The following is a 26352-nucleotide window of genomic DNA, read 5'->3' as shown; positions in this document are numbered from 1 at the left end:
GACGTTAGCGCCATGAAGTCCATCGTCGCCGCCGCCCTCAAGCAGCGAATCCTCGTCGTCATCCTGAGCCTGGTGCTCTCGGTGGGCGGCCTGTTCGCCTATGCCCGCCTCAATATCGAGGCCTATCCCGACCCGGTGCCGCCGCTGGTCGACATCATCACCCAGAATCCTGGCCAGTCGTCGGAGGAGATCGAGCGCTACATCACGATCCCCATCGAGATCCAGATGGCGGGCCTGCCCTATATCCAGGCCATCCGGTCGGTGTCCCTGTTCGGCCTGAGCGACGTAAAGATCCAGTTCACCTACGACGTGACCTACCAGCAGGCCTCGCAGATGGTGATCAACCGCCTGTCGCAGCTCGGCCCCCTGCCCAACGGCGCGCAGCCCACCCTGTCGCCGACCAGCCCGATCGGCGAGGTCTTCCGCTACCGCATCGTCGGCCCGCCGGGCTATTCCGTGTCTGACCTCAAGACGCTGCAGGACTGGGTGCTGCAGCGCCGGCTGAAGGCGATCCCGGGCGTCGTCGACGTCACCGGGTGGGGCGGCATGACCAAGACATACGACATCACGGTCAATCTGGACCGCCTGCTGGCCTACGGCCTCACCCTGAAGCAGGTGCTCGACGGTCTGAACAACGCCAACATCAATGTCGGCGCCAACACCGTGAACATCGGCTCGCAGTCGGCGATCGTGCGAAGCGTCGGACAGATCCGCTCGATGGACGACATCCGCAACACCATGCTGACCGTGCGCGACGGCGCGCCGGTACTGGTCTCCGATGTGGCGGATGTCACCGTTGGCCACCAGCCGCGGCTCGGCATCGCCGGCCAGAACGACGACGACGACATCGTGCAGGGCATCGTGCTGATGCGGCGCGGCGCGGAGACCATGCCGACCCTGAGCGGCGTGCTGGCCGAGGTCGAGAGGATCAACAACAGCAACATCCTGCCGCCCGGCGTGCGCATCGAGCGCATCTACGACCGCAGCTCGCTCGTCAACATCACCACCCACACCGTGCTGCACAACATGGTGGTGGGCGTCTGCCTCATCTTCCTGATCCAGTGGCTGTTCCTGGGCGACCTGCGCAGCGCGCTGATCGTCTCCGCCACCATTCCCTTCGCCCTGCTGTTCGCCGTGGTCGTCCTGGTGCTGAGCGGCGAGTCGGCCAACCTGCTGTCGATGGGCGCGATCGACTTCGGCATCATCGTCGATGCCACCGTCATCATGGTCGAGAACATCTTCCGGCATCTGTCGGAAGGCGAGCACAGGACAGGTCCGCTGCGGCGAGCGCCGGACGGCCTCACCGGCAAGCTGGCGACGATCTTCAATGCCTCGACCGAAGTCACCCAGGCGATCTTCTTCTCGGCCACCATCATCATCGCGGGCTTCCTGCCGCTGTTCACGCTCTCCGGCGTCGAAGGCCACATCTTCGGGCCGATGGCGCGGACCTACGCCTATGCCCTGCTGGGCGGCCTGATCGCCACCTTCACCGTGTCGCCGGCACTGGCCGCGCTGCTGCTGCCCGACAAGATGGCCCATGTCGAGACCCGCGCCGTGCGGATCCTGCGCCGCGCCTACGAGAAGCTGCGCAACGCGGCGCTGGCCAGCCGCCGCGCTACGGTCGCCGCAGGCATGGGTGCGCTGGTGCTGGCCGGGCTGGCCGGCGGGTCGATCGGACTCGAGTTCCTACCCAAGCTCGAGGAAGGCAACATGTGGATCCGCGCCGTGATGCCGGCGTCGATCTCGCTCGAGGCGGGCAACGACTACGCCAACCGCATGCGCAAGCTCATCAAGAGCTTCCCGGAGGCCGAGACCGTGATTTCCCAGCACGGCCGGCCCGATGACGGCACCGATTCGACCGGCTTCTTCAACGCCGAGTTCTTCGTGCCGCTGAAGCCCATGGACCAGTGGCGCAAGGGCCTCGACAAGGAAGCCCTCATCGCCGAGATCAACGGCGCTCTCGAGAAGGCCTTCCCGGGCGTCGAGTTCACCTTCTCGCAGTACATCCAGGACAACGTCCAGGAAGCCGCTTCCGGCGTGAAGGGCGAGAACTCGGTCAAGATCTCGGGCAACGACCTCGAAACGCTGGCCAAGCTCGGCAACGAGATCAAGGCGGTGCTGGCCACCGTGCCCGGCATCACCGACCTCGCCGTTTCGGCCTCGCTCGGCCAGCCGACCATCCGCATCGACATCGACCGCGCCAAGGCCGCGCGCTACGGCCTGTCCCCGGGTGACATCAACGCCACCGTGCAGGCGGCGATCGGCGGCCAGGCCGCGGGCGACGTCTATGAGAGCGGCAGCGACCGCCACTTCCCGATGGTCGTCCGCCTGGCGTCGCGCTACCGCGAGAACCTAGACGCGATCAACCGCATCCAGATCGGCGTCCAGGGTGCGAACGGCGTGACCCAGGTGCCGTTGAGCGAAATCGCCAAGGTCGAGCTGGTCTCCGGCGCCTACTACATCTACCGCGAACAGCAGGAACGCTACGTCCCGGTGAAGTTCAGCGTGCGCGGCCGTGACCTCGGCAGCGCCATCATCGAGGCGCAGCAGCGCGTCGCGGAGCAGGTGAAGATTCCCGGAGGCTACCGCATCGAGTGGGTCGGCGAGTTCGGCAACCTGAAGAACGCGTTGCAGCGCCTGGCCGTCGCCGTGCCGATCGCCATCGGCCTGATTGGATTGCTGCTCTACATGAGCTTCGGCTCGTTCCGCGACACGCTGCTGGCCGCCAGCGCCATCCCGATGGCCCTGGTGGGCGGTATCCTGGGCCTCTGGGTAACGGACATGCCGTTCAGCATCTCGGCCGCCATCGGCTTCGTTGCCCTCTTCGGCATCGCCGCCATGAACGGCATCATGGTGCTGAGCTGCTACAACAGGCTGATCGACGATGGCCGCCACCGCGACATGGCGCTCTACGAGACCTGTTCGCTGCAGATGCGCCCCGTCCTGATGACCTGCGTTGCCGCCGCCGTCGGCCTGCTGCCCGCCGCCTTCTCGACCGCCATCGGCAGCCAGGTCCAGCGGCCCCTCGCCATCGTCGTGGTCGGTGGCACCCTGCTGGCGCCCTTCCTCTTCCTCACCGTCCTGCCGGCCACCATCGGCCTGTTCTCGCGCCGCCGTTCGGCCGTGCCGGCCGCCCACGTCCACGATCCAGTCGCGGAGACGACATGATGCGACGCTCCCTCCTTGCCGTCCTGCCGCTCCTTGCGATGGGCGCCCTCGCCGGCTGTACGGTCGGCCCGGACTTCGCGTCCCCGGACGGGCCGAAGACGGCGACCTATGTTCCCGACCAGAAGAGCGACCTGATCGCCGCCGGCATTCCCGGCGGCGAAGCACAGCGCATCGTGCAGAGCATGGACATTCCCGGCCAGTGGTGGGGCGTGTTCCAGTCGCCGCAGCTCAACAACCTGATCGAGCGGTCGCTGCGCGCCAACCCCGACGTGAAGGCCGCCGTCGCCGGGCTGCGGGTTGCCCAACAGAATGCCCGCGCACAACGGGCCACCCTGTTCCCGACACTCCAGGGCAGCTTCAGCGCCACCCAGAATCAGACCCCCGCCAGCCTGCAATCGGCCACGGCCGACCAGCAGCCGATCTACGGCCTGTTCGTCGCCGGTCTCCAGCTCACCTATGCGCTCGATCTCTGGGGCGGCAATCGCCGCCAGATCGAATCGCTCGAAGCGCTGGCCGAGGCGCAGTGCTTCCAGCTCGAAGGAACCTATCTCTCGCTGGCATCCAACGTCGTCGCGGCCGCGATCGTCGAGGCGTCGCTGCGCGGACAGGTCGAGGCCACCAAGCGCATCATCGCCGTCCAGCGCGATACGCTGGGCATCCTGAACAAGCAGTCGGGCCTCGGCGCGATTCCCGGCGCCGACGTCGCCACCCAGCAGGCCGCACTCGCGCAGGCCGAGTCGACGCTGCCGCCGCTTGAGAAGGCGCTGGCGCAGCAGCGCAACCTGATGGCCACGCTGACCGGCAGCCTGCCCAGCAATCCGGTTGCCGAGCGCTTCGAGCTCACCGATCTCAAGCTGCCGCACGAACTGCCGCTCACCCTGCCATCGCAGCTGGTCGAGCAGCGGCCCGACGTGCGCGCCGCCGAGGCCAACCTCCATGCCGCCAGCGCACAGGTCGGCGTCGCCATCGCCAACCAGCTTCCGCAGGTGACGCTGGGCTTCGGCCTCAACAGCAGCGCCCTGTCGCTCGGCACCCTGTTCATGCCGGGCCTTGCCGGCGCGACCACAGGCGCCAGCGCGATCCAGACACTGATCGACGGCGGCGCGCTCGCGGCCAAGAAGCGGTCCGCCGTCGCGGCGTTGGAACAGGCCGACGCGCAGTACCAGTCGATCGTGCTGACCGCCTTCCGCAACGTCGCCGACACGCTGAATGCGCTCGAATACGACGCGCTGGCGCTCAAGTCGGCCGTCGAGGCGGAACGGGCGGCGGCCACCGCCCTCAGCATCGCGCGAAAGCGCCTGGAACTCGGCGACACGACCTATGTCTTCGTGCTGATCGCCGAGCTCACCTACCAGCAGACGCTGCTTACGCGGGTTCAGGCGCAGGCCGCGCGTCTCACCAACACCGCCGCGCTGTTCCAGGCACTGGGCGGCGGCTGGTGGAACCGCGACGGTTCGGGGCCGGGCAACGGCCGGTCGCGCTGCAAGCCGCCGGCGTCTCCCTGGTCCATCTCCTCGAACACCCAGCGCTGACACGGCGGATGGACGTGCCGTGCCGGGCATGGCCACGAAGCGGCGCCAGCCGGCCGCCGGGTTCAAGGCGGCGATATTGGTGGGGGCCCTCGTCGCGTCGACCGCGGTGGGCTATGCCGACATCGTCACCGGCGACCTGCGGCTCACGGCGCTCTACCTCGTGGTCATCTTCGGTGCGTCGTGGTTCGCGGGCCGATGGGTCGGCATTGCCGCGGCATCGATCGCTTTCGCCTGGATGATGGGCGCGAACCCGCCGCCGGCTTTCGTCAGCGCCCGGTTCACCTACTACGGCATCGAAGCCATCGGCACCGTCGCGGTGTTCCTCGCCTGCGCGCTGATGGCCGACCGGCTGAGGCATAGCCTCGACCGCGAACGGCTGCAGAACCTCAACCTGTCGCGCTACCTGCCGGCCGAGCTCGTCGACCATCTGGCGCGCGAGGGGTTGCGCGCCGCCCGGGGCCGGCGGAGCAAGGCCGCGATCCTGTTCGTCGACATGCGCGACTTCACGGCGTCGGTGCAGACGATGGAACCCGACGCCCTGTTCGGCTTCCTCCAGGAGTATCGCACCGTGGTCTCGCGCATCGTCGAGGCCGAGGGCGGAATCATCGACAAGTTCATCGGGGATGGCGTGCTGGCGGTGTTCGGGGCCCTGCGCCCGTCGCCCGAGGACGCGGCCGCCGCCATCCGGTGCGGCCTCCGGCTGCTCGCCGCGATCGATGGCTGGAACGTCGAGCGTGCGCGCCATGGCGAGCCATCAGTACGGATCGGCGTGGGCATCCATCATGGCGAGGTCGTCATGGGCGCCATCGGCGACGAGCAGAGGCTCGAATATTCCGCCGTCGGCCATGCGGTGAACGTGTGCTCGCGCATCGAACGTCTGACGAAGAAGTATCGCTGCCCTCTACTGGTATCGGAGGAGACCCTGACCGAGGCCGTGCGGAGCGGCATGTCGTTCGACGGATGGCGCCATTTCATCGACGAGGATGTGCAGGGCATATCCGGCGAATTGCGACTGGCGGCGCCCCGAAGTGCAGACGAGGCGCAGGTTGCATCTGTGATGTACTCGCAACGCTAGTGTGCCTGCGTGACTTGTGTATTAGCTGCCACGGGAGGCGAGCTGTCATCGGCCCGCCATGAGGGCCGCGGATGCATGCAATCGTCGGCGCTGCACTACGTCAGCGCATTCTCGTCTTAATTCTCGCCGTCCTGATGATCTGCGGCGGCCTGTTCGCCTACAAGCGACTCAACATCGAAGCCTATCCCGACCCGGTGCCGCCGCTGGTCGACATCGTGACGCAGAATCCCGGCCAGTCATCCGAGGAGATCGAGCGCTACATCACCGTCCCGATGGAAGTGCAGATGGCGGGACTTCCCTACGTGAAGTCGATCCGCTCCATTTCCCTGACCGGCCTCAGCGATGTGAAGGTGCAGTTCACCTACGACCTCACCTATCGCGAGGCCGCGCAGCTCGTGACCAACCGGCTGGCGCAGCTCGGCCCGCTGCCCAATGGGGCGCAGCCCATCATCTCGCCGACCAGCCCGATCGGCGAGATCTTCCGCTATCGCGTGGTCGGCCCGAAGGGTTTCAGCGTCATGGACCTGAAGACCATCCAGGACTGGATTTTGCTACGCCGGCTGAAGGCGGTGCCCGGCGTGATCGACGTCACGACATGGGGCGGCAAGAGCAAGACCTTCGACGTCACCGTCGATCTCGACCGGCTGCAGGCGCACGGTCTCACCCTGAAGCAGGTGATCGACGGGTTGAACAGCGCCAACATCAATGTCGGCGCCAATACGGTCAATCTCGGGCCGCAGTCGGCGGTCGTGCGCGCGGTCGGCCAGATCCGGTCGATGGACGATATCCGCGGCACCATGCTGACCGTGCGCGACGGCTCGCCCATCCTGGTGGGCGACATCGCCGACGTCGCGGTGGGCAACGAGCCGCGGCTGGGCGTCGCGGGCCACGACGACGACGACGACGTCGTCGAGGGCATCGTGCTGATGCGCCGCGGCGCCGAGACCATGCCGACCCTGCGCGCCGTCGAGCGCGAGATCGAACGCATCAACGGCTCCGACCTGCTGCCGCCTGGCGTGCGCATCGAACGCATCTACGACCGCAGCGTCCTGGTCGAGGTGACGACCCATACCGTGCTGCACAACATGGTGATGGGCGTCGGCCTCATCTTCCTGATCCAGTGGCTGTTCCTCGGCGACCTGCGATCGGCCCTGATCGTGTCCGCCACCATCCCGTTCGCGCTCCTGTTCGCCGTCGTCATCATCGTGATGAACGGTGACTCCGCGAACCTGCTGTCGATGGGTGCGATCGACTTCGGCATCATCGTCGACGCCACCGTCATCATGGTCGAGAACATCTTCCGCCATCTTGCCGAGGCCAGTCATGGCGGAACCTCGCGTTCGGTACGGCAGGAACCGGAGGGTCTCACCGGCAAACTGTTCACCATCTACGAAGCCTCGGGCGAGGTCACCAAGGCGATCTTCTTTGCGGCCACCATCATCATCGCGGGCTTCCTGCCGCTGTTCACGCTCTCCGGCGTCGAGGGTCGCATCTTCGGGCCGATGGCGCAGACCTACGCCTACGCGCTTGCCGGCGGCCTGATCGCGACCTTCACCGTGTCGCCGGCGCTCTCCGCCTTGCTGTTGCCCGAGAAGGTTTCGGAGACCGAGACATTCCTGGTCCGCTCCTTGCGCAGGGCCTATCGCCGGGTGTTTGCCCTGGCGCTGGATTGGCGCCATGCCACGCTCGTTGTGGGTCTTGGGGTTCTGGTGGCGGCCGGTCTCGCGGCCAGCACCGTGGGCCTCGAATTCCTGCCCAAGCTCGAGGAAGGCAACATCTGGATGCGCGCGGCCCTGCCGCCCTCGGTCTCGCTCGACGAGGGCAACGGCTATGTGAACCGCATGCGCAAGCTGGTTAAGAGCTTCCCGGAGGTCGAGACGGTGATCTCCCAGCACGGGCGGCCCGACGACGGCACCGACCCCGACGGATTCTCCAATGCCGAGTTCTTCGTGCCGCTGAAGCCCGCCAGCAAATGGCGCAAGGGGCTGGAAAAACCCGACCTCATCAACGAGATGAGTGACGCGTTGCGCAAGGCTTTCCCCGGCGTCAACTTCGCTTTCTCGCAGTACATTCAGGACAACGTCCAGGAAGCGGCATCCGGCATCGACGCCGAGAACGCGATCAAGATCTCGGGCCCCGACCTCGCCACGCTGCGCAAGATCGCCGTCGACATCCGCAGCGTCCTGGAAGGCGTGCCCGGTATCACCGACATCCAGGTGCCGCCTCTGCTCGGCCAGCCGACCATCCGCATCGACATCGACCGCGCCAAGGCCGCGCGTTACGGCCTCTCGCCCGGCGACATTAATGCGACGATCCAGGCCGCGGTGGGCGGCCAGGCCGCGGGCGACCTCTTCGAGGAAGGCAGTGACCGCCACTTCCCGCTGCTCGTCCGCCTCGCACCCCGCTATCGCACGGACATGGATGCGATCCGCCGCATCGCGATCGGCACGGTCGGGCCCAGCGGCAGCGTCGTGCAGGTGCCCCTGGGCGAAGTGGCGACCGTGAAACTCGCCACCGGCGCCTTCTACATCTACCGCGAGCAGCAGGAGCGCTACATCCCGGTGAAATTCAGCGTGCGCGGCCGGGACCTCGGCGGCGCGGTGCTGGAGGCGCAGCAGAAGGTGGCCGAGCAGGTCAAGCTGCCGAGCGGCTACCGGCTCGACTGGGCCGGCGACTTCGTGAACTTCGAGAGCGCCATCGCACGCCTCGCCATCGCCGTGCCGATCGCCATCGGCCTGATCCTGCTGCTGCTCTATCTCAGCTTCGGCTCGTTGACCGATACGTTGCTGGCGGGCGCCGCCATGCCGCTGGCGCTGTCGGGCGGCATCATTGCGCTGTGGGGCGCCGACATGTCGTTCAGCATCTCGGCCGCCATCGGCTTCGTGGCCCTGTTCGGCATCGCCGCCATGAACGGCATCATGCTGGTGAGCTGCTTCAACCGGCTGATAGCCGTGGGCATCGAGCGCGAGAAGGCGTTGCGCCTGACCTGCGAACAGCAGATGCGCCCCGTCCTGATGACCTGCGTCGCCGCCGCCGTCGGCCTGCTGCCCGCCGCCTTCTCGACCGCCATCGGCAGCCAGGTCCAGCGGCCCCTCGCCATCGTCGTGGTCGGCGGCACCCTGCTCGCGCCCTTCCTCTTCCTCACCGTCCTGCCGGCCGCGATCGCCATCTTCTCCCGCCGCCGGGCCGCGGTCGCCTTGCCGCATGACGCCGCCTTGACCACGGCCTGAGGCGCCCCGAAAAGAGGGCGATGCCCTCCGCGGACGAACTCATCAATCTCGGCGACCGCCGCCTGCGCGTGCGCCGCCTCACGCCGGCGCACGACGACGGGCTCGACCGCACGGTGCTGGTCTTCCTGCACGAGGGGCTGGGCTGCATCGAGATGTGGCGCGACTTCCCCCAGAAGCTCTGCGACGCCACGCGCTGCAGCGGCATCGTTTACGACCGCACCGGCTACGGCCGGTCGAGCCCCTGGCCCTCCGATCCCGGCGCCCGTTACATGGAGATCGAGGCCGACCTCGTCCTGCCGCGCCTGCTGGCGGCCCTCGGCATCGAGGATTGCGTACTGGTGGGCCATAGCGACGGCGGCACGATCGCCCTGAACTACGCCGCGGCCGACCCGGAGCCGCTGCGCGCGGTGGTGACCTTGGCCGCGCACGCGATCAACGAACCGGTCTGCGTCGCGGCGATCCAAGCGGCCCGCGCGGCCTTCGCCTCGGGAGACCTGCGGCAGAGGCTTGCGAAATATCACGACGATGTCGACGGCGCCTTCCATCTCTGGGCCGATGCCTGGGTCGCGCCGGGCTTCGAGCCGATGGACGCCAACGGCCGGCTGCCGGGAGTCACCGTGCCGGTGCAGGCCATCCAGGGCGAGGACGACGAATACGGCACCGAGCTGCAGCTCGGCATCATCGCCGGCAAGGTCGACGGCTATTGCGAGACTCGGCTGGTGCCGGATTGCGGTCACAGCCCGCACCTGCAGCAGCCGGCCCAGGTCCTGGCCGAGATCACCCGCTTCGTGTCACCGCTGGCGCTGCTGGGATAGTCGCTACAGCCGCTTCAACTCACTGGAGGCGGCCCAGTTGAGTTCCGACACGGTGGGGCAGCGGGCCTGGGCGAGCTGGAACTGTTCGCGGGCGCGCTGCTTGTCGCCGCGGCGAACGGCGTCCATGCCGATGAAGAAGGCGGCCGGGCACTTGCCGTTGGCGCGCTTGGCTCCGTCATCGGACTCGGCGGCGACCTCGAGCTCGCCGGCCGTGCTCTTGCCCATCAGGAAGCGAAGGATCGGGCCGGGCCATTCGTTCAGGCTTTCCGCGCCAACGTCGCGCACGAGGGCCGTGCGGGCATCGCGCCGGGCGCGGATCTGCGCCGCGTAGCGCCACAGCAGCGGCGCCTGCTTCGACTTGAAATTGGGCCGGCCCGCCAGCGAAGCGTCGAAATCGTCGGCCGCCTGGGCGTAGTTGCCGAGATTGAAATTCGCATGGCCGCGGTAGAACAGCGCCGAGCGCCGCTCGCCCGGCGTCTGGGCGCCGGCCAGGGCGGCATCGAGCAGGCCGAGCGCGCGCTGGAAATCGGCGATCTGCATGTAGACCTGGGCCTGCGCGATCGTGAGCGACGGGTCGCCCGGCTTGCGCTGCAGGGCGCTGTCCAGCGTGCGCAGCGCCGCCGCCCGGTCGCCGCCACCCGCCAGGCCCGGCATCGTGCTCGACAGCACGACCTGCCAGTCGCCCGGCAGGACCTTGCCCATCTCGGCAATGTCCTTCTGGCTGTCGGCCTCGCGGCCCAGGCGGCTCAGCTGGAAGGCGCGGATGCTGAGGTAGATGGACCGGTCGAAGGCCGAGAGCTGCGACGCCGAGAGGATCTTGTTCAGCGATTCGAGGGTCGCGCCGCCGCCGCTTCCGCCTGGCGCACCTGGCCGTGGCGGCACCGCGGCTCCGCCGGGCGAAAAGTCACGCGCGCTGGGATCCCAGGACTCGACCGCATTGCGTTGCGCCACCGCCTCGCCCGTCAGGGTCAGAAACGCTGCAAGAACCCCAAATACGTGACCGATTTGACGTCGCATGCGTCCAATCTGACACAACGGGCGCAAAGCCGCATCCGCCGATTGCCTGGGAAGGTTCATGCCCCTATTTTGCCCCACATCCGCAGAGAACCGACCTTCCAGGAGTGTAGATATGGCCGCCGCCCATCCCAATAGCTTCAAGGCCCGAAAGACGCTGAAGGTCGGTAGCCGCAGCTATACCTATTTCAGCCTGAAGGCGGTCGAGAAGGAGGTCGGTGACCTGTCCCGCCTGCCGTTCTCGCTCCGCGTGCTGATGGAAAACCTGCTGCGCAACGAAGACGGCACGACCGTCAAGAAGACCGACATCGCGGCCTTCGCCGCCTGGATCAAGAATGGCGGCCGCTCCACCAAGGAGATCAACTTCCGTCCGGCCCGCGTGCTGATGCAGGACTTCACCGGCGTCCCGGCCGTGGTCGACCTCGCCGCCATGCGCGACGCCATGGGCAAGCTGGGCGGCGACCCCAAGAAGATCAACCCGCTGGTCCCGGTCGATCTCGTCATCGACCACTCGGTGATCGTCGACAATTTCGGCAATTCGAGCGCCTTCGGCGCCAACGTGAAGCTCGAGTACGAACGTAACCTGGAGCGCTACCAGTTCCTGCGCTGGGGCGCGATGGCGTTCGACAATTTCCGCGTCGTGCCGCCGGGCACCGGCATCTGCCACCAGGTGAACCTCGAATACCTGGCGAAGGTCGTGTGGACCAAGAAGGAAGGCAAGGAGACGATCGCCTATCCCGACACGCTGGTCGGCACCGATTCGCACACCACGATGGTGAACGGCCTGGCCGTGCTGGGCTGGGGCGTCGGCGGCATCGAGGCCGAGGCCGCCATGCTCGGCCAGCCGCAGCCGATGGTGATCCCCGATGTGATCGGCTTCAAGCTGACCGGCAAGCTGCCCGAGGGCGCGACCGCGACCGACCTGGTGCTCACCGTCACCCAGATGCTGCGCAAGAAGGGCGTGGTGAACAAGTTCGTCGAGTTCTACGGCGAGGGCCTCGACGAGATGCCGCTGGCCAACCGCGCGACGATCGCCAACATGGCGCCGGAATACGGCGCGACCTGCGGCTTCTTCCCGATCGACGACATCACCCTGGGCTTCCTCAAGACCACCAATCGCGGCCAGGCCGCCAAGCTCACCGAGGCCTATGCCAAGAAGCAAGGCCTGTGGCGCTCGAAGAAGTCGCCGGAGCCGGTCTTCACCGACACGCTCTCGCTCGACCTCGGCGACGTGGTGCCGAGCCTCGCCGGACCGAAGCGCCCGCAGGATCGCGTGCCGCTCGCGGAAGCCGCCCACCAGTTCGTCGCGAACATGGAGAAGGAGTTCGACCGCAAGGACGACGGCAAGCGCATCAAGTGCGAGGGTACCAACTATGACCTCGGCCACGGCGACGTGGTGATCGCGGCCATCACCTCCTGCACCAACACCTCGAACCCCTACGTCATGCTGGGCGCCGGCCTGATCGCGCGCAACGCGGTGAAGCTCGGCCTCAAGGTCAAGCCGTGGGTGAAGACCTCGCTGGCCCCCGGCTCGCAGGTCGTGACCGAGTATTTCGAGGCGTCGGGCCTGCAGAAGGACCTGAACAAGATCGGTTTCAACCTGGTCGGCTACGGCTGCACGAGCTGCATCGGCAACTCCGGCCCGCTGCCCGACCCCGTCACCAAGGCGATCGGCGACGGCGACCTGGTCGTGAGTTCGGTCCTCTCCGGCAACCGCAACTTCGAGGGCCGCGTCAATCCGCTGACCCGCGCCAACTACCTCGCCTCGCCCATGCTGGTGGTGGTCTATGCCCTCGCCGGCTCGATGAAGATCGACATCACCAAGGATCCGATCGGCATCGGCAAGGGCGGCAAGCCCGTCTACCTGAAGGACATCTGGCCTTCGAACATGGAAGTCGCCAAGACGGTCGACAAGTTCGTGACCGCCAAGGCCTTCAAGAAGCGCTACGCCGACGTCTTCGAGGGCGACCGGTTCTGGCGCGGCATCAAGACCAAGCCCAGCCTGACCTACGCCTGGGACGACAAGTCGACCTACGTCCGCAACCCGCCCTACTTCGAAGGCATGGGCAAGACACCGGCAGCGCTCACCAACATCACCGGCGCCCGCCCGCTCGGCCAGTTCGGCGATTCGATCACCACCGACCACATCTCGCCCGCCGGTTCGATCAAGAAGGACAGCCCGGCCGGCAAATACCTGATGGAGGAAGGCGTCGAGGCCAAGGACTTCAACCAGTACGGCACGCGGCGCGGCAATCACGAGGTGATGATGCGCGGCACCTTCGCCAACATCCGCCTGAAGAACGAGATGGTCCCGGGCATCGAGGGTGGCTACACGCACCACTACACGACCGACCAGCCCGAACCGATCTACGACGTGGCGATGCGCTACAAGAAGGAGCACACGCCGCAGGTGCTGATCGCCGGCAAGGAATACGGCACCGGCTCCTCGCGCGACTGGGCGGCCAAGGGCGTCAACCTGCTGGGCGTGAAGGCGGTGGTCTGCGAGACCTTCGAGCGCATCCATCGCTCGAACCTGGTCGGCATGGGCGTGCTGCCGCTGCAGTTCAAGGACGGCATGACGCGCAAGACGCTGAACCTCACCGGCCGCGAGACCTACGACGTGGGCGGCATCGACGGCGAGCTGAAGCCGGGCATGGACGTGCCGCTGACCATCCACCGTCCCGACGGCGCGTCGGAGACGATCATGCTGACCTGCCGCATCGATACCGCGGAAGAGGTCGGCTACTTCAAGAACGGCGGCGTGTTGCACTACGTGCTGCGCAACCTGGCCCACGCGGCCTGACGCCGCCGGACACGGGACCCATGGCGACGGGGCTGCCAGGCCATGCCGTCGCCATGGCCCGCAACAACATCTGGGCGAACCACCGGCTGCTGACGGCCTGCAAGGCGCTGACACCGGAAGAGTTCGCTGCGCCGCGCACCAGCTTCTTCCCGTCGCTGCGCGCCACGCTCAATCACATCCTCTGGGTCGACCTCTATTACATCGACGCGCTGCACCGCGATCCGACGGTGCTTGAGCGCTATCACGACCCGATTCCCGACTATCCCGACGCCGCCGCGCTGTACGGGCCGCAGATCGCGAGCGACCGGCGGCTGCTCGCCTTCTGCGAGCGCCAGACCGAGGAGAGCCTGGCCGCGGGCCTGTCGCTGCCACGGCCCAACCGCACGCCGCCACCCTCCAGCGTCATCTCGATCCTGGAGCATCTGTTCCAGCACCAGACGCATCATCGCGGGCAGGCCCACGCCATGCTGGCCGGCACGAGGGTGAAGCCTCCGCAGCTCGACGAGTTCTTCCTGGCGGGCGAACAGGATCTGCGCCGCGACGAGCTGCTGGCCCTGGGGCTCGAGCCGAGCTGATGCGGCCGCGTTCTTCCTTCGCCGGTGCGGCCATCGAGGTGAGCGACCTCGCCCGCTCCGTCGCCTTCCATCGCCTGTGGCTGCCGATGCTGGGCTTCCATCGTGTCTGGACCAGCCCCGACCGGGTGATGTGGTCGCGCGGCTACGACCATTTCGTGATGCGCCAGGCCAAGGACGGAATCTCCTACGGGCCGGGCGCGCTGTGGCTTGCCGTCTCGGCCGAAAGCCGCGGCCAGGTCGACCAGGTCTTCGCCGAGCTGCGCGATGCCGGCGCGGAGATCATCCAGCGGCCGCAGGAACTCGACTATCTCGCGCCCGGCTACTACTCGGTGGGCTTCCGCGATCCCGATGGCGTGCCCATCGAAGTCATGCATCGCTGGGATGACCTGCCCGATGTTCCCGATGCCGAACAGGTGCGCGTACCCGGCCACGGCGTCAGCCTGGGCGGCTATTTCTTCAAGCCGGTGGCCGGCCAGCCGCCCTATCCGGCGCTGATCCTGCTGCACGGTTTCGCGGGCCACGCCCACAACATGGTGGGGCTGGCACGGGCCGCCGCAGCCAACGGCTACGCGGCGCTGGCACTGTCGCTGCGCGGCTGGCTGGGGTCGGAAGGCGAGAACGACCAGGGCCTGCGCCAGCCGCTCGACGTGCTGGCCGCCATCGACTGGCTGGCCAAGCGGCCGCTGGTCGACCGCGACCGCATCGCGCTGGTCGGCGCCTCGATGGGCGGACAGGTGGCGCTGCTCGCCGCCGCCCACAAGCCGCCGATACGCGCCGTCGCCGCCTTCTACGCGCCGACGGATCTGGCGCGCTGGCGCGAGGCCAACCCCTACATGCGCGACTATCTCGACGATCTCTGCGGGCCGGAGGGCCTGCCGGTGCGTTCGCCGATCCTGCGGGTCGCGCAGATCGACGCGCCCGTCCTGCTGCTGCACGGCGACCGCGACGAGAACGTGCCGGTAGACCAGTCGCTCGCCATGGCCGAGGCGCTGCGCAATCACGGCAAGGACGCCGAGGCCGTCGTGATCCCTGGCGCCACCCATTATTTCACCGAACAGCAGAACGCCGCCGCGCGGCGCACGCTGTTCGACTTCCTGCGTCGTCACCTCAGCCGGAGCTAGCCGTCCATGCGCGTGTCAGAAGCCGTCACCTCCCGCCGCTCCATGCGCGTCTTCAAGCCCGATCCCGTGGCCAAGGCCGACATCGAGTGGATCATCGAGACCGCCAACCGCTCGGCCTCGAACGGCAACCTGCAGCCCTGGAAGCTCTATGTGACCATGGGCGCGGCGCGGAAGCGACTGTCGGCGGCGATCCTGAAGGCCATGGACGAGGGCGATAACGGCCCGGGCGCCGAGTACGACGTCTATCCGCGGGAATTCACGCCGGTCTACGACGCACGCCGCAAGCTGGTGGGCAAGCAGCTTTACACCCTACTCGGCGTGCCACGCGGCGACGCGGCAGGCATGTTGAAGCAGTTTCGCAAGAACTACGAATTCTTCGACGCGCCGGTCGGCATGATCCTCTGCGTCGAGAAGCGCATGGGCAACGGCCAGTGGATCGACTGCGGCATCTTCCTCGACCAGCTCATGCTGCTGGCGCGCGAAAAGGGCCTGCACACCTGCCCGCAGGCCGCCTTCAGCCGCTACCAGCATGTGGTGCGGCGCGAGCTCAAGATTCCCGACGACCAGACCGTGATCTGCGGCCTGGCACTCGGCTATGCCGATCCCGACGTGGCGCCCAACAGCCTGGTCACGGACCGCGCGCCGATCGCGGATTTCACGACCTGGTTCAGCGAGTGACGCCCAAAGTCGAATTGCCGAGCCCGCCGGCAGCGGGCTAGAACGCAGGTAATTCAAGGCATAAAGCCGAAGCTGGAGGAAAGCCATGGCCGATGAAGTGATCGCCGTCAGCGCGGACTGGGCCAAGCGCGCCTATGTCGACGAGGCCAAGTACAAGGCGATGTACGAGGCCTCGATCGCCGACCCTGCAACGTTCTGGAACGAGCACGGCAAGCGGATCGACTGGATCAAGCCCTACAGCCCCGGCGCCGTGCGCGACGTCGACTACAACGGCGACGTCCGCATCCGCTGGTTCCACGACGGCGTGCTGAACGTCTCGGCCAACTGCATCGACCGTCACCTCGCCAAGCGCGCCGACCAGACCGCCATCATCTGGGAAGGCGACGATCCGGCCAAGTCCGAGAAGATCACCTATCGCAAGCTGCACGACGAAGTCTGCCGCATGGCGAATGCGCTGAGGGAACTCGGCGTCAGGAAGGGCGACCGGGTCACCATCTACCTGCCGATGATCCCCGAGGCGGCCTACGCGATGCTGGCCTGCACGCGCATCGGCGCCATCCATTCCGTCGTGTTCGGCGGCTTCTCGCCGGACAGCCTCGCTAACCGCCTGGTCGACTGCGACAGCAATGTCGTGGTCACGGCCGACGAGGGCCTGCGCGCCGGCAAGCACGTGCCGCTCAAGGCCAATTGCGACGAAGCGCTGAAGAAGGCGCCCGGCGTGAAGAAGGTGCTGGTGGTGAAGCACACCGGCGGCAAGGTCGACTGGAACGCCGATCGCGACGTCTGGTGGCACGAGATCGCCGCCAAGGTGCCGGCGGAGTGCGTGCCGGAGCCGATGGGCGCCGAGGATCCGCTGTTCATCCTCTACACGTCGGGCTCGACCGGCAAGCCGAAGGGCGTGCTGCACACGACCGGCGGCTACATCGTCTATGCGTCGATGACCCATCAATACGTGTTCGACTATCACGACGGCGACGTCTACTGGTGCACCGCCGACGTGGGCTGGGTGACCGGCCACAGCTACATCCTCTACGGACCGCTGGCCAACGGCGCCACGACACTCATGTTCGAGGGCGTGCCCAACTATCCCAATTCCAGCCGCTTCTGGCAGGTGATCGACAAGCACCAGGTGAACATCTTCTACACCGCCCCCACCGCCATCCGTGCGCTGATGCGCGAGGGCGAGGCGCCGGTGAAGAAGACCAGCCGGAAGAGCCTGCGCCTGCTGGGCTCGGTCGGCGAGCCGATCAATCCCGAGGCCTGGCTCTGGTACCATCGCGTGGTCGGCGACGATCGCTGCCCGATCGTCGACACCTGGTGGCAGACCGAGACCGGCGGCATCCTGATCACGCCGCTGCCCGGCGCGACGGCGCTGAAGCCTGGCTCGGCGACCCTGCCCTTCTTCGGCGTGCAGCCGGTGATGGTCGATGCCGAGGGCAACGAACTGCAAGGCCCCTGCACCGGCAATCTCTGCCTGATCAACTCCTGGCCGGGCCAGATGCGCACGGTCTATGGCGATCACCAGCGCTTCATCGAGACCTACTTCAGGACCTATCCCGGCAAATACTTCACCGGCGACGGCGCCCGTCGCGACAAGGACGGCTACTACTGGATCACCGGCCGGGTCGACGACGTGATCAACGTTTCGGGCCATCGTATCGGCACCGCCGAGGTCGAGAGCGCGCTGGTCGCCAATACCAAGGTGGCCGAGGCTGCCGTGGTCGGCTTCCCGCACGACATCAAGGGCCAGGGCATCTATGCCTACGTCACCCTGAAGGCCGGCGAGCAGTCCTCCGAGGAGCTGCGCAAGGAGCTGGTCGCCTGGGTGCGCAAGGAGATCGGCCCGATCGCGACGCCCGACGTGATCCAGTGGGCACCCGGCCTGCCCAAGACCCGCTCGGGCAAGATCATGCGCCGCATCCTGCGCAAGATCGCCGAGAACGACTTCAGCAACCTGGGCGACACGTCCACCCTCGCCGACCCGATGGTCGTCGACGATCTCGTGAAGCACCGCGGCAAGTAAGGATTCCGATGGCCAACCCGACGATCACCCAGCTCGCTGCGGACCTGGCCACCGGCCGCACCACCTCGCGCAAGCTCACCGAAGAGGCGCTTGTCCGCATCGAAGACCCGAAGGGCGAAGGCAAGCGCGCCTTCGTGAAGATCTGGAAGGACCAGGCGCTGGCCGCGGCGGATGCCAGCGACGGATTGCGCAAGGCCGGCCTCGTGCCTTCGCCGCTCGCCGGCCTCCCGGTCTCGATCAAGAACCTGTGCGACGTGGCGGGCGAAACGACCCTTTCGGGCTCGAAGGCGCTCGATGATGCCAAACCTGCCACGGCGGACGCGCCGGTAGTGGCGCGCCTGCGCGCGGCCGGTGCGGTGATCGTCGGCAGCACCAACATGAGCGAGTTCGCCTTCTCAGGCGTCGGCTTCAACCCGCATTACGGCACGCCGGGAAATCCGGCCGACCGCACGCGCGTCCCGGGCGGCTCCTCAGCCGGCGCCGCCGTCTCGGTGGCCGACCGCATGGCCGTCGCGGCACTTGGCACCGACACCGGCGGCTCCGTGCGCATTCCAGCCGCGGTCTGCGGCCTGGTCGGCTTCAAGCCGACGGCGCGCCGCGTGCCCATCGACGGCGTCATCCCGCTCTCGACCTCGCTCGATTCGATCGGACCGCTCGCCAACTCGGTCGAGGACTGTGCCCTCGTCGACGCGGTCTTCGCCGGTGAACTCGCAAAAGGGCCGGTCTCGGTGCCCGATCCTGCGCCGCTCGCGGGGCTCCGCTTCGCGATCCCGAAGCATTTCGTGATGGACGATCTCGATGCGACGGTCGCCAAGGCCTTCGAGCGCGCGTGCAAGGCATTGGCGGCGAAGGGCGTGAGGATCGAGGAGATCGACCTCGCCGAACTGAACGAGCTGCCGGGCATCAACGCCAAGGGCGGGTTCGCCGCTTCCGAGGCCTATGCCTGGCACAAGGAGCTGATCGCGCGCCGCGGCAAGGATTACGACCAGCTGGTCTATCCGCGCATCATGCGCGGCAAGGATATGACGGCGGCCGACTATATCGAGCTGCTGGCCCGGCGCGCCGACCTCTGCCGCCGCGTCTCGGCGATCACGGCGAACTACGACGCGGTGATCATGCCGACCTGCGCCATCGTCGCGCCGACCATCGAGGAAGTCTCGACGCCCGAGGGCTTCACCAAGAAGAACCTGCTGCTGCTGCGCAACACCACGGTCGGCAATTTCCTCGACCGCTGCGGCATCAGCCTGCCGTGCCACATTCAGGGCGAACTGCCCGTCGGCTTCATGCTGATGGGCGAGGCGATGGCGGACAAGCGCGTGCTGGCGATAGCGCGGTCGGTCGCGCCGGTCGTCGCGGGTCATTGATTAAGAAAGCTCCGGTCGAGACGACGGGATTTCACTGAAACCGCGGATCGTCCGGTCGGCGCATCTTCCAGACGTTCTCGACCGTCGTGTATTCGCTATAACCCAGCCGCGCGACCGGCTTCATCGACAGGATGTCGACCCGACCGTCCTTCAGGATGGCGTCGTCGATGTGGATGCCGACTACCTGGCCCAGCACGATCGAGCCGCGCTTGGCCTCGTGGCCCGGCTCTTCCGGCAGTTCGATCGTCTTCCAGTACTTGCACTCGAGCGCAACCGGCGATTCCTTGACGCGCGGCGGCTTCACGAAGCGGCACGGTTCGGGAGTCAGGCCGGCGAGCTTCATTTCGTCGATGCCGTAGGCCACCATCGCGGTGGTGATGTTCATCTTCTCGCTCATCTCCGCGGTCACCATGTTGACCACGAACTCGCCGGTCTCCTCGGCGTTCATGCGGCTGTGCTTGGTCGGCGTGTCGCCGTAGGTGCCGGTGATGGCGAAGTAGACCATGGGCGGAAACTCACCGACGCCATTGTAGAAGCTGTAGGGCGCGAGATTGACCCGGCCCTGGCCGTCGACGGTCGAGATCCAGCCGATGGGGCGCGGCACGATCAGCGCCTTCAGCGGATCCTGCGGCAACCCGTGGTCGCGCTTGGCGGCATCGTAGAACATCGTACTTCCCTCTCGGTCGGAGCATTCACCCAGAGAGCTTGTGCGACGAGCGGTCCGGCTTGTCGAGCCGCTCGCAACGGCCCATGTTCGGCGCATGTCACGCACCATGAAGGCGCTGCTCGGCGTCTGGGTCGCCGCGCTCGTCGTCGCGGCGGGCTGGATCGGTTGGGATGCCACGCAGGGCGGCAAGCCGTCGATCGGCGGGCCGTTCAAGCTCGTCGATCAGGACGGCCGCCCTTTCTCGAGCGATCAGCTCAAGGGCAAACCCACCCTGATCTATTTCGGCTTCACCTATTGTCCCGACGTCTGCCCGACCTCGTTGCTGTTGATGGAAACCGCCCTCGAGAAGCTGGGACCGGACGCGGCCAAGAAGGTGAACCTCGTCTTCATCACCATCGATCCGGAGCGCGACACGCCGGAACTGCTCAAGGGCTATGTCCCGAACTTCGGGGCGGGGATCATCGGCCTCACGGGAACGCCCCAGCAGATCGCCGACGTCGCCAAGGCCTATCGGGTTTACTACCAGAAAGTGCCCGGCAAGGAGGGTTCGCCCTACCTCATGGACCACTCCTCGATCATCTACCTGCTTGATCGCAACGGTCGCTTCGTCACCCACTTCACCCATGACGCCAAGGCCGAAACGATTGCCAATGCCGTAGGGCGCCTGATCTAAGTCATTGATTTTTCACAATTGTTGCGTCGCAATAGGAGCGTGACATAGGCGGCGCGGGGCGTACAATCCGCGGCCCATGCTTTATCAAGCCTACGAATTCCAGCGCCAGCTCGCCGCCCCCATCCGGATGTGGGCCGGCGCCCTCGAGCAGGTCTATTCCAGCCCCTACAATCCTTGGGCGGAAACCTGGTTCGGCAAGTCGATCGCCGCCAGCGCGGAGATCATGACCCGCCTCACCCGCAGCTACGGCAAGCCGGCGTTCGGGTTGAAGACGACGACGGTCGGCGACGAGACCGTTGCGGTCAACGAGGAGATCCTGCTGCGCAAGCCGTTCTGCCAGCTGCTCCGATTCCGTCGCGACACCACGCGGCGCGATCCCAAGGTGCTGGTGGTGGCGCCGATGAGCGGCCACTACGCCACCCTGCTGCGCGGTACGGTCGAGGCGCTGCTGCCGGACCATGACGTTCACATCACCGATTGGATCGACGCGCGCGAGGTGCCGCTGAGCCAGGGGAATTTCGACCTCGACGACTACATCGACTACGTCGCGGATTTCTGCCGCTATCTCGGCCCCGACGTCCATGTCATCGCCGTCTGCCAGCCCTCGGTTCCCGTGATGGGCGCCGCCGCGCTGATGGCCGAGGCGAAAGACCCGCGCCAGCCCAAGTCGCTCACCCTGATGGGCGGACCGATCGACACCCGCGTCAGCCCGACGGTCCCCAACGACCTCGCGATGCGCAACTCGATGATGTGGTTCCGCCAGAACGTCATCACGACGGTGCCGCTCAACTATCCGGGCGCGATGCGCCGGGTCTATCCGGGCTTCCTGCAGCTCACCTCGTTCATCAGCATGAACCTCGATCGCCACGTGAACGCGCATATGCGGCAGTTCGAGCACCTGGTGAAAGGCGACGACGACCCGGCGAGCGCCCACCGTGCCTTCTACGACGAATATCTCGCGGTGATGGATCTCAGTGCCGAGTTCTATCTCCAGACCATCGAGGTCGTGTTCAAGGAGCACCTGCTGCCGCGCGGCGAGTGGGTGAGCCGCGGCCGGAAGATCGATCCCTCCTTCATCGAGACCGCCCTGATGACGGTCGAGGGCGAGCTCGACGACATCTCGGGCGTCGGCCAGACCAAGGCCGCTCATGCGCTGACACCCAACATTCCCGGCGCGCGGCACGTGCACTGGGAACAGCCGCGGGTCGGCCACTACGGCATCTTCAATGGCCGCAAATGGCGCGAGCAGATCATGCCGCGCATCCGCGCCTTCATCCGCGAGAACGACGTTCGCTAGAGGCTGGGAAGCAACCGCGGCCTTCCATGCCGCGTTGGCTTCTCCATGGATATCGAACAGCAGTGGGAGAACGCGGCCAACGTACTGGTCGCGTTGGTCACCACCTATGGCCTGAGGGTGCTGGGCGCCATCATCATCCTGTGCGCGGGGTGGATGACGTCGCGCCTGCTCTACGGGGCGGTGGTCCGGCTATGCCAGAAGTCGCCGCGCATCGACCGCACCGTGGCGCTCTTCATCGGCAATGGCGTTCGCTACACCGTCCTCGTCTTCACTTTCGTGGCCGTGCTCACGACGTTCGGCATCGCCACGACGAGCTTCGTCGCCGTCCTCGGCGCCCTGGGCATCGCCATCGGCCTCGCCCTCCAGGGCACGCTGAGCAACCTTGCCGCCGGCATCATGTTGGTCGTGTTCCGGCCCTTCCATATCGGTGACAGGGTCGAAACCGGCGGCGTGGGCGGCACGGCGCGCGAGATCAACCTGTTCTTCACCGAGATCGACGGCGATGACAATACACGCGTCATCATCCCCAACGGCAAGCTGTGGGGCGAGATCGTGAAGGTGCCGACGCGCAATGACACCGCCCGGCTGGAGTTCCGCGTCCCCCGGCCCGCCAACGAGGACGTGAATACGTCGATCTGGCGACTTCAGAAGCTTATCGAGCGCGATGCCCGCGTCCTCAGCCTGTCGGCGATCGGGATCGATTCGCTGGACGCCGACAAATACACACTGGCTGCGCAGGTCTGGACACAGCGGACGTCGATGGACCAGGTGAAATACGACCTGAACCGGAGCATCAAGGAAGAGTTCGATCGCAAACCGCCGGCCACTGTGGAGCGCCGCGCCGGATAGGGCTAGCATTGCCCCTCCATGACCGACCTGCCCGTCACCATTTCCGAGTGGAAGCCCGCCCCCTTCGACCTGAAGGGAGAGACGGTGTTCGCCATCGGCGACGTCCACGGCTGTGCGGCGGAACTCGGGACGCTCCTGAACTCGATCGCCACCCTGGCGGCCAAGTCCAAGGGCAGGCGCCGCCTCATCTACCTCGGCGACATGATCAACCGCGGCCCCGACAGCGTCGGCGTGCTCCAGCTTTGGGCTCGCGACGAGGACGCCCACGGGGTCGACCATGTCGACCGGCTGATGGGCAACCATGAGATCATGATGATGCACACGGTCGTCGGCGGGCCGCACGCCCACAAGGCCGAGACCATGTGGCTCAGCAAGCGCATGGGCGGCCACATGCTGCTCGACGAGATGGCGGCCCGTGCCGGCCGTCCGGCGGCCCATGCCGACCAGGCCCTGCTGCACGACGCCCTGGGCGAGACGGTCGTGCATCGGCTGCAGGGCATGCGCTCGCACGTTCGGCTCGGCAACACGGTATTCGTCCATGGCGGCCTCGATCCCCATGCCGACGAGGACGAGTTTCTCGCCCGCCCCTGGCTGATTTTCACCGAGGCCCGCTGGGCCTGGATCAACCACGGCTTTCTCGACTGGAAGCAGGGCTTCGGCGGCACGCTGGTCGTGCACGGCCACACGCCACCCGACAAGCACAGGAAGATCAGCGGCATGGAAGACCCGCACCTCTTCGAGGGCGACCGGCTCGGCCTCGACGGCGGCAGCGCCCGCACGGGTATCGTGACCGGCGCGCAAATCGAGGATGGCCGCTATCGCATCCTGAAGGCTGGCACGCCCTTCGAGAATCCGGTCTCTTCCGACGCCGAATAGGCGAAAATTATCCCGAGCGGACTGTCGGCAAACGGCCTGTCCTTACGTCCTGGGTAACAGAGGAACCGCAAACCCATGCTTTACGCCATCCTTTGCTACAATTCCGAAGAAGCCGTCGGTTCGTGGTCGAAGGAGTACCACGACGAGACGATGACGAAGCTCTACGCCGTGAACGACAAGCTCGCGAGGCAGGGCCGGCTGGGGCCGGTGGCTCGCCTGTTGCCGACGACAGCGGCAACGACCCTGCGCAAGGGGCGTGAGGAGATGGTAATCGACGGGCCGTTCGCCGAGACCAAGGAGCAGCTCCTTGGCTTCTACGTGATCGCCTGCGCCTCGCTCGAGGCCGCCATCGACACGGCGAAGGAACTCGCCAAGGCCAATCCCGGGACCGGCAGCTACGAGATCCGCCCAGTGGCCGAATTCCATCCCAGCCAGCTTCCCGACGCGAAGAAGCCGGCAGCATGAACGACCTCGGCTGGATCGATCCGGTTCTGGGCGCCGCGCGTCCCCAGGTGATGGGAGCGCTGCTGCGCTACTTCCGGAATCTCGATACCGCCGAGGAAGCGTTCCAGGAAGCCTGCCTGCGCGCGCTGAAGACCTGGCCGCAGAACGGCCCACCCCGCGACCCCGCCGCCTGGCTGATCCTGGTCGGGCGCAATGCCGCGATGGATCAGGTCCGCCGGCAGGCCAAACAGACGGAACTGCCCGACGAGGCGGTGTTGTCGGACCTCGACGATGCCGAGGCGTCGCTGGCCGACCGGCTCGACGGCGAACACTACAAGGACGACATCCTGCGGCTACTGTTCATCTGCTGCCATCCCGAGCTGCCGGCAACGCAGCAGATCGCGCTGGCGCTGCGCATCGTCTGCGGCCTCTCGGTGAAGCAGATCGCCCAGGCCTTCCTGGTGGGCGAAACGGCGATGGAGCAGCGCATCACCCGCGCCAAGGCCCGCATCGGCAATGCCGGCATGGCCTTCGAGACACCAGGCGCACCGGAGCGGGCGGAGCGGCTCGGCGTCGTCGCCGCCATGATCTACCTCCTGTTCAACGAGGGTTACTCGTCGAGCAACAGCCGCGAGGCCGAGGCGCGCAAGCCGCTGGCCGAGGAAGCGATCTGGCTGGTCCGACTGCTGCTGCGCCTGTTTCCCGCCGAGCCCGAGATCATGGGTCTCGGCGCCTTGATGCTGTTGCAGCGGGCGCGGGCAAAGGCCCGCTTTGACGGGGACGGCAACGTCGTGCTTCTGGAGGACCAGGACCGCAGCCTGTGGAGCCAGCCGCGCATCGCCGAAGGCCTGGCCCTGATCGACAAGGCGATGCGCCACCGCCGGCCCGGCCCCTATCAGGTCCAGGCCGCCATCGCCGCGCTGCACGCGAGGGCGAAGCGCGCCGAGGATACCGACTGGACGCAGATCGACCTGCTCTACGCCAATCTCGAACGGCTGCAGCCGTCGCCGGTGGTGACGCTCAACCGCGCCGTCGCCGTGTCCAAGGTGAAGGGCCCCCAGGCCGCGCTCGAGATGATCGAACCGCTCGGCGAACGGCTGAAGGGCTATTTCTATTTCCATGGCGTAAAGGGGGCGCTGCTTGAGCAGCTCGAGCGGCCCGTCGAGGCCCGGGAGGCCTTCAGCCACGCGATTGCGCTGGCCAACAGCCCGGCCGAAGCCGCGCACATTCGCCAGCATCTCGACCGGCTCTCGTCCTAGAAAAAAAGTTCCTCGGCAATGTCGGAGTCCGCATTGGCCGGCCGTCCTCGGGAAATGACATCAGCCAAGGAGACCGTCATGACCCAAGCCGTTCAGCCACCCGTGCTCGGTGGCCCCTGCCCCTACCTCTCGGTCAGCAACGCGGCCAAGGCCGCCGACTACTACGTTGCCGCGCTCGGCGCCCGGGAAGTCATGCGCATGCCGCCCGACGACAAGGGCCGCTACATGCACATCCATCTGGTGATCAATGGTGGCTCGCTGATGCTGGCCGACGCCTTCCCCGAGCACGGCGCACCGCTGGAGAAGCCCGCCGCCTTCACCCTCCACCTCCAGGTCGACGATGTCGACGCCGCCTTCGACCGGGCGATCAAGGCCGGCGCCACGGTCGCCCTGCCGGTGCAGGACATGTTCTGGGGCGACCGCTATGGCCAGTTCCGCGATCCGTTCGGCGTCCTCTGGTCGATGGGCGCGCCCATCAAGAAGGGCTGATCGGTCGTGATGTCGACCAAGGCATTGTGGGCGGGCCGCGTGCTGAGCGGCCTCGCCATCCTGTTCCTGCTCTTCGACGGGCTGATCAAACTCCCGCCACTGGAGATCGTGACCACGACGTCGAAGGAAATGGGTCTGCCTGCGACGGAATCCTTCGCGCGTTTCCTGGGCATCGTGACGCTCGCCTGCACGGCCCTCTACGCCTGGCCGCGCACGGCGCTGCTGGGCGCCGTCCTGCTGACCGGTCTGTTCGGTGGCGCGATCGCGACCCACCTTCGGATCGGCAGCCCTCTGTTCAGCCACACGCTGTTCGGCGTCTATCTGGGGGTTGTCGTCTGGGGCGGGCTCTGGCTCCGCGACGAGCGCGTGCGGCGGGTGATGCCATTCCTGTCTCGATGAC

At 66.8% G+C, this 26352-nt stretch carries 21 protein-coding genes; 19 read left to right on the top strand and 2 right to left on the bottom strand.

Annotated elements, in window-relative coordinates; genetic code table 11:
- Nucleotides 1-12: 12 nt before the first annotated feature.
- The 5 genes from Q0Q48_RS04630 to Q0Q48_RS04610 all read left to right on the top strand — a co-directional run bounded on the left by Q0Q48_RS04630 (nucleotide 13) and on the right by Q0Q48_RS04610 (nucleotide 9820).
- Nucleotides 13-3168 carry a CusA/CzcA family heavy metal efflux RND transporter gene (locus Q0Q48_RS04630; protein WP_295134697.1) on the top strand — a complete coding sequence of 1052 codons (3156 nt, stop codon included), beginning with the start codon at nucleotides 13-15 and terminating at the stop codon, nucleotides 3166-3168.
- Complete coding sequence (locus tag Q0Q48_RS04625; protein WP_295134694.1) at nucleotides 3165-4700, top strand: efflux transporter outer membrane subunit; 1536 nt, start codon at nucleotides 3165-3167, stop codon at nucleotides 4698-4700. Before Q0Q48_RS04630 ends, Q0Q48_RS04625 begins: the two co-directional genes overlap by 4 nt.
- Before the next feature lie 28 nt (nucleotides 4701-4728).
- On the top strand, nucleotides 4729-5775 hold the full coding sequence (locus Q0Q48_RS04620; protein WP_295134690.1) for an adenylate/guanylate cyclase domain-containing protein: 1047 nt from the start codon (nucleotides 4729-4731) through the stop codon (nucleotides 5773-5775).
- A gap of 71 nt (nucleotides 5776-5846) precedes the next feature.
- Nucleotides 5847-9005 carry a CusA/CzcA family heavy metal efflux RND transporter gene (locus Q0Q48_RS04615; protein ID WP_295134687.1) on the top strand — a complete coding sequence of 1053 codons (3159 nt, stop codon included), beginning with the start codon at nucleotides 5847-5849 and terminating at the stop codon, nucleotides 9003-9005.
- A 20-nt stretch (nucleotides 9006-9025) separates the two neighbouring features.
- The gene (locus Q0Q48_RS04610) at nucleotides 9026-9820 is read left to right on the top strand and encodes an alpha/beta hydrolase (RefSeq protein ID WP_295134683.1); all 795 of its coding nucleotides are present in this window, start codon (nucleotides 9026-9028) and stop codon (nucleotides 9818-9820) included.
- Between the two features lie 3 nt (nucleotides 9821-9823).
- Here Q0Q48_RS04610 and Q0Q48_RS04605 read toward each other — a convergent pair whose 3' ends face one another.
- Nucleotides 9824-10837, bottom strand: a complete 1014-nt coding sequence (locus tag Q0Q48_RS04605; protein WP_295134681.1) for a hypothetical protein — start codon at nucleotides 10835-10837, stop codon at nucleotides 9824-9826.
- Nucleotides 10838-10949: 112 nt separating this feature from the next.
- Between Q0Q48_RS04605 and acnA the strand changes: the two genes are divergently transcribed.
- The 6 genes from acnA to Q0Q48_RS04575 all read left to right on the top strand — a co-directional run bounded on the left by acnA (nucleotide 10950) and on the right by Q0Q48_RS04575 (nucleotide 19398).
- A complete protein-coding gene (gene acnA / locus Q0Q48_RS04600; RefSeq protein ID WP_295134678.1) occupies nucleotides 10950-13637 on the top strand; it encodes an aconitate hydratase AcnA in 2688 nt (895 codons plus the stop codon).
- Nucleotides 13638-13657: 20 nt separating this feature from the next.
- On the top strand, nucleotides 13658-14212 hold the full coding sequence (locus tag Q0Q48_RS04595; protein ID WP_295134675.1) for a DinB family protein: 555 nt from the start codon (nucleotides 13658-13660) through the stop codon (nucleotides 14210-14212).
- Entirely contained in the window at nucleotides 14212-15333 is a 1122-nt protein-coding gene (locus Q0Q48_RS04590) for an alpha/beta fold hydrolase (RefSeq protein ID WP_295134672.1), read from the top strand. The genes Q0Q48_RS04595 and Q0Q48_RS04590 overlap by 1 nt, the downstream gene beginning before the upstream one ends.
- 6 nt (nucleotides 15334-15339) lie before the next feature.
- Nucleotides 15340-16011 (top strand): nitroreductase, encoded by a 672-nt coding sequence (locus Q0Q48_RS04585; RefSeq protein ID WP_295134669.1) that lies wholly within the window; start codon nucleotides 15340-15342, stop codon nucleotides 16009-16011.
- 85 nt (nucleotides 16012-16096) lie between these two features.
- The gene (acs, locus tag Q0Q48_RS04580; protein ID WP_295134666.1) at nucleotides 16097-18034 is read left to right on the top strand and encodes an acetate--CoA ligase; all 1938 of its coding nucleotides are present in this window, start codon (nucleotides 16097-16099) and stop codon (nucleotides 18032-18034) included.
- An 8-nt stretch (nucleotides 18035-18042) separates the two neighbouring features.
- A complete protein-coding gene (locus Q0Q48_RS04575) occupies nucleotides 18043-19398 on the top strand; it encodes an amidase (RefSeq protein ID WP_295134662.1) in 1356 nt (451 codons plus the stop codon).
- Nucleotides 19399-19429: 31 nt separating this feature from the next.
- Here the strand turns inward: Q0Q48_RS04575 and Q0Q48_RS04570 are convergent, their stop codons facing one another.
- Nucleotides 19430-20065, bottom strand: a complete 636-nt coding sequence (locus tag Q0Q48_RS04570) for a flavin reductase family protein (protein ID WP_295134660.1) — start codon at nucleotides 20063-20065, stop codon at nucleotides 19430-19432.
- Nucleotides 20066-20159: 94 nt separating this feature from the next.
- Between Q0Q48_RS04570 and Q0Q48_RS04565 the strand changes: the two genes are divergently transcribed.
- From Q0Q48_RS04565 to Q0Q48_RS04530, 8 genes are all read left to right on the top strand, one after another.
- Nucleotides 20160-20738, top strand: coding sequence for an SCO family protein (locus Q0Q48_RS04565; protein ID WP_295134658.1), 579 nt, complete (start codon nucleotides 20160-20162; stop codon nucleotides 20736-20738).
- Between the two features lie 127 nt (nucleotides 20739-20865).
- Nucleotides 20866-22035 carry a polyhydroxyalkanoate depolymerase gene (phaZ, locus tag Q0Q48_RS04560; protein WP_295135212.1) on the top strand — a complete coding sequence of 390 codons (1170 nt, stop codon included), beginning with the start codon at nucleotides 20866-20868 and terminating at the stop codon, nucleotides 22033-22035.
- A gap of 45 nt (nucleotides 22036-22080) precedes the next feature.
- Nucleotides 22081-22884: a mechanosensitive ion channel domain-containing protein gene (locus Q0Q48_RS04555; RefSeq protein ID WP_295134656.1), complete on the top strand. Its 804-nt coding sequence runs from the start codon at nucleotides 22081-22083 to the stop codon at nucleotides 22882-22884.
- An 18-nt stretch (nucleotides 22885-22902) separates the two neighbouring features.
- Nucleotides 22903-23760 (top strand): metallophosphoesterase, encoded by an 858-nt coding sequence (locus tag Q0Q48_RS04550; RefSeq protein ID WP_295134653.1) that lies wholly within the window; start codon nucleotides 22903-22905, stop codon nucleotides 23758-23760.
- 75 nt (nucleotides 23761-23835) lie between these two features.
- A complete protein-coding gene (locus Q0Q48_RS04545) occupies nucleotides 23836-24225 on the top strand; it encodes a YciI family protein (RefSeq protein WP_295134650.1) in 390 nt (129 codons plus the stop codon).
- Nucleotides 24222-25463 (top strand): RNA polymerase sigma factor, encoded by a 1242-nt coding sequence (locus tag Q0Q48_RS04540; protein ID WP_295134647.1) that lies wholly within the window; start codon nucleotides 24222-24224, stop codon nucleotides 25461-25463. Before Q0Q48_RS04545 ends, Q0Q48_RS04540 begins: the two co-directional genes overlap by 4 nt.
- 78 nt (nucleotides 25464-25541) lie before the next feature.
- Nucleotides 25542-25952: a glyoxalase/bleomycin resistance/extradiol dioxygenase family protein gene (locus tag Q0Q48_RS04535; RefSeq protein WP_295134645.1), complete on the top strand. Its 411-nt coding sequence runs from the start codon at nucleotides 25542-25544 to the stop codon at nucleotides 25950-25952.
- 9 nt (nucleotides 25953-25961) lie between these two features.
- Nucleotides 25962-26351 carry a DoxX family protein gene (locus tag Q0Q48_RS04530; RefSeq protein WP_295134642.1) on the top strand — a complete coding sequence of 130 codons (390 nt, stop codon included), beginning with the start codon at nucleotides 25962-25964 and terminating at the stop codon, nucleotides 26349-26351.
- Nucleotide 26352: the final 1 nt, after the last annotated feature.

This window comes from uncultured Reyranella sp. (genome assembly GCF_945957355.1).
GTDB lineage: Bacteria > Pseudomonadota > Alphaproteobacteria > Reyranellales > Reyranellaceae > Reyranella.
This window is presented reverse-complemented; position numbering and strand designations above follow the sequence as displayed.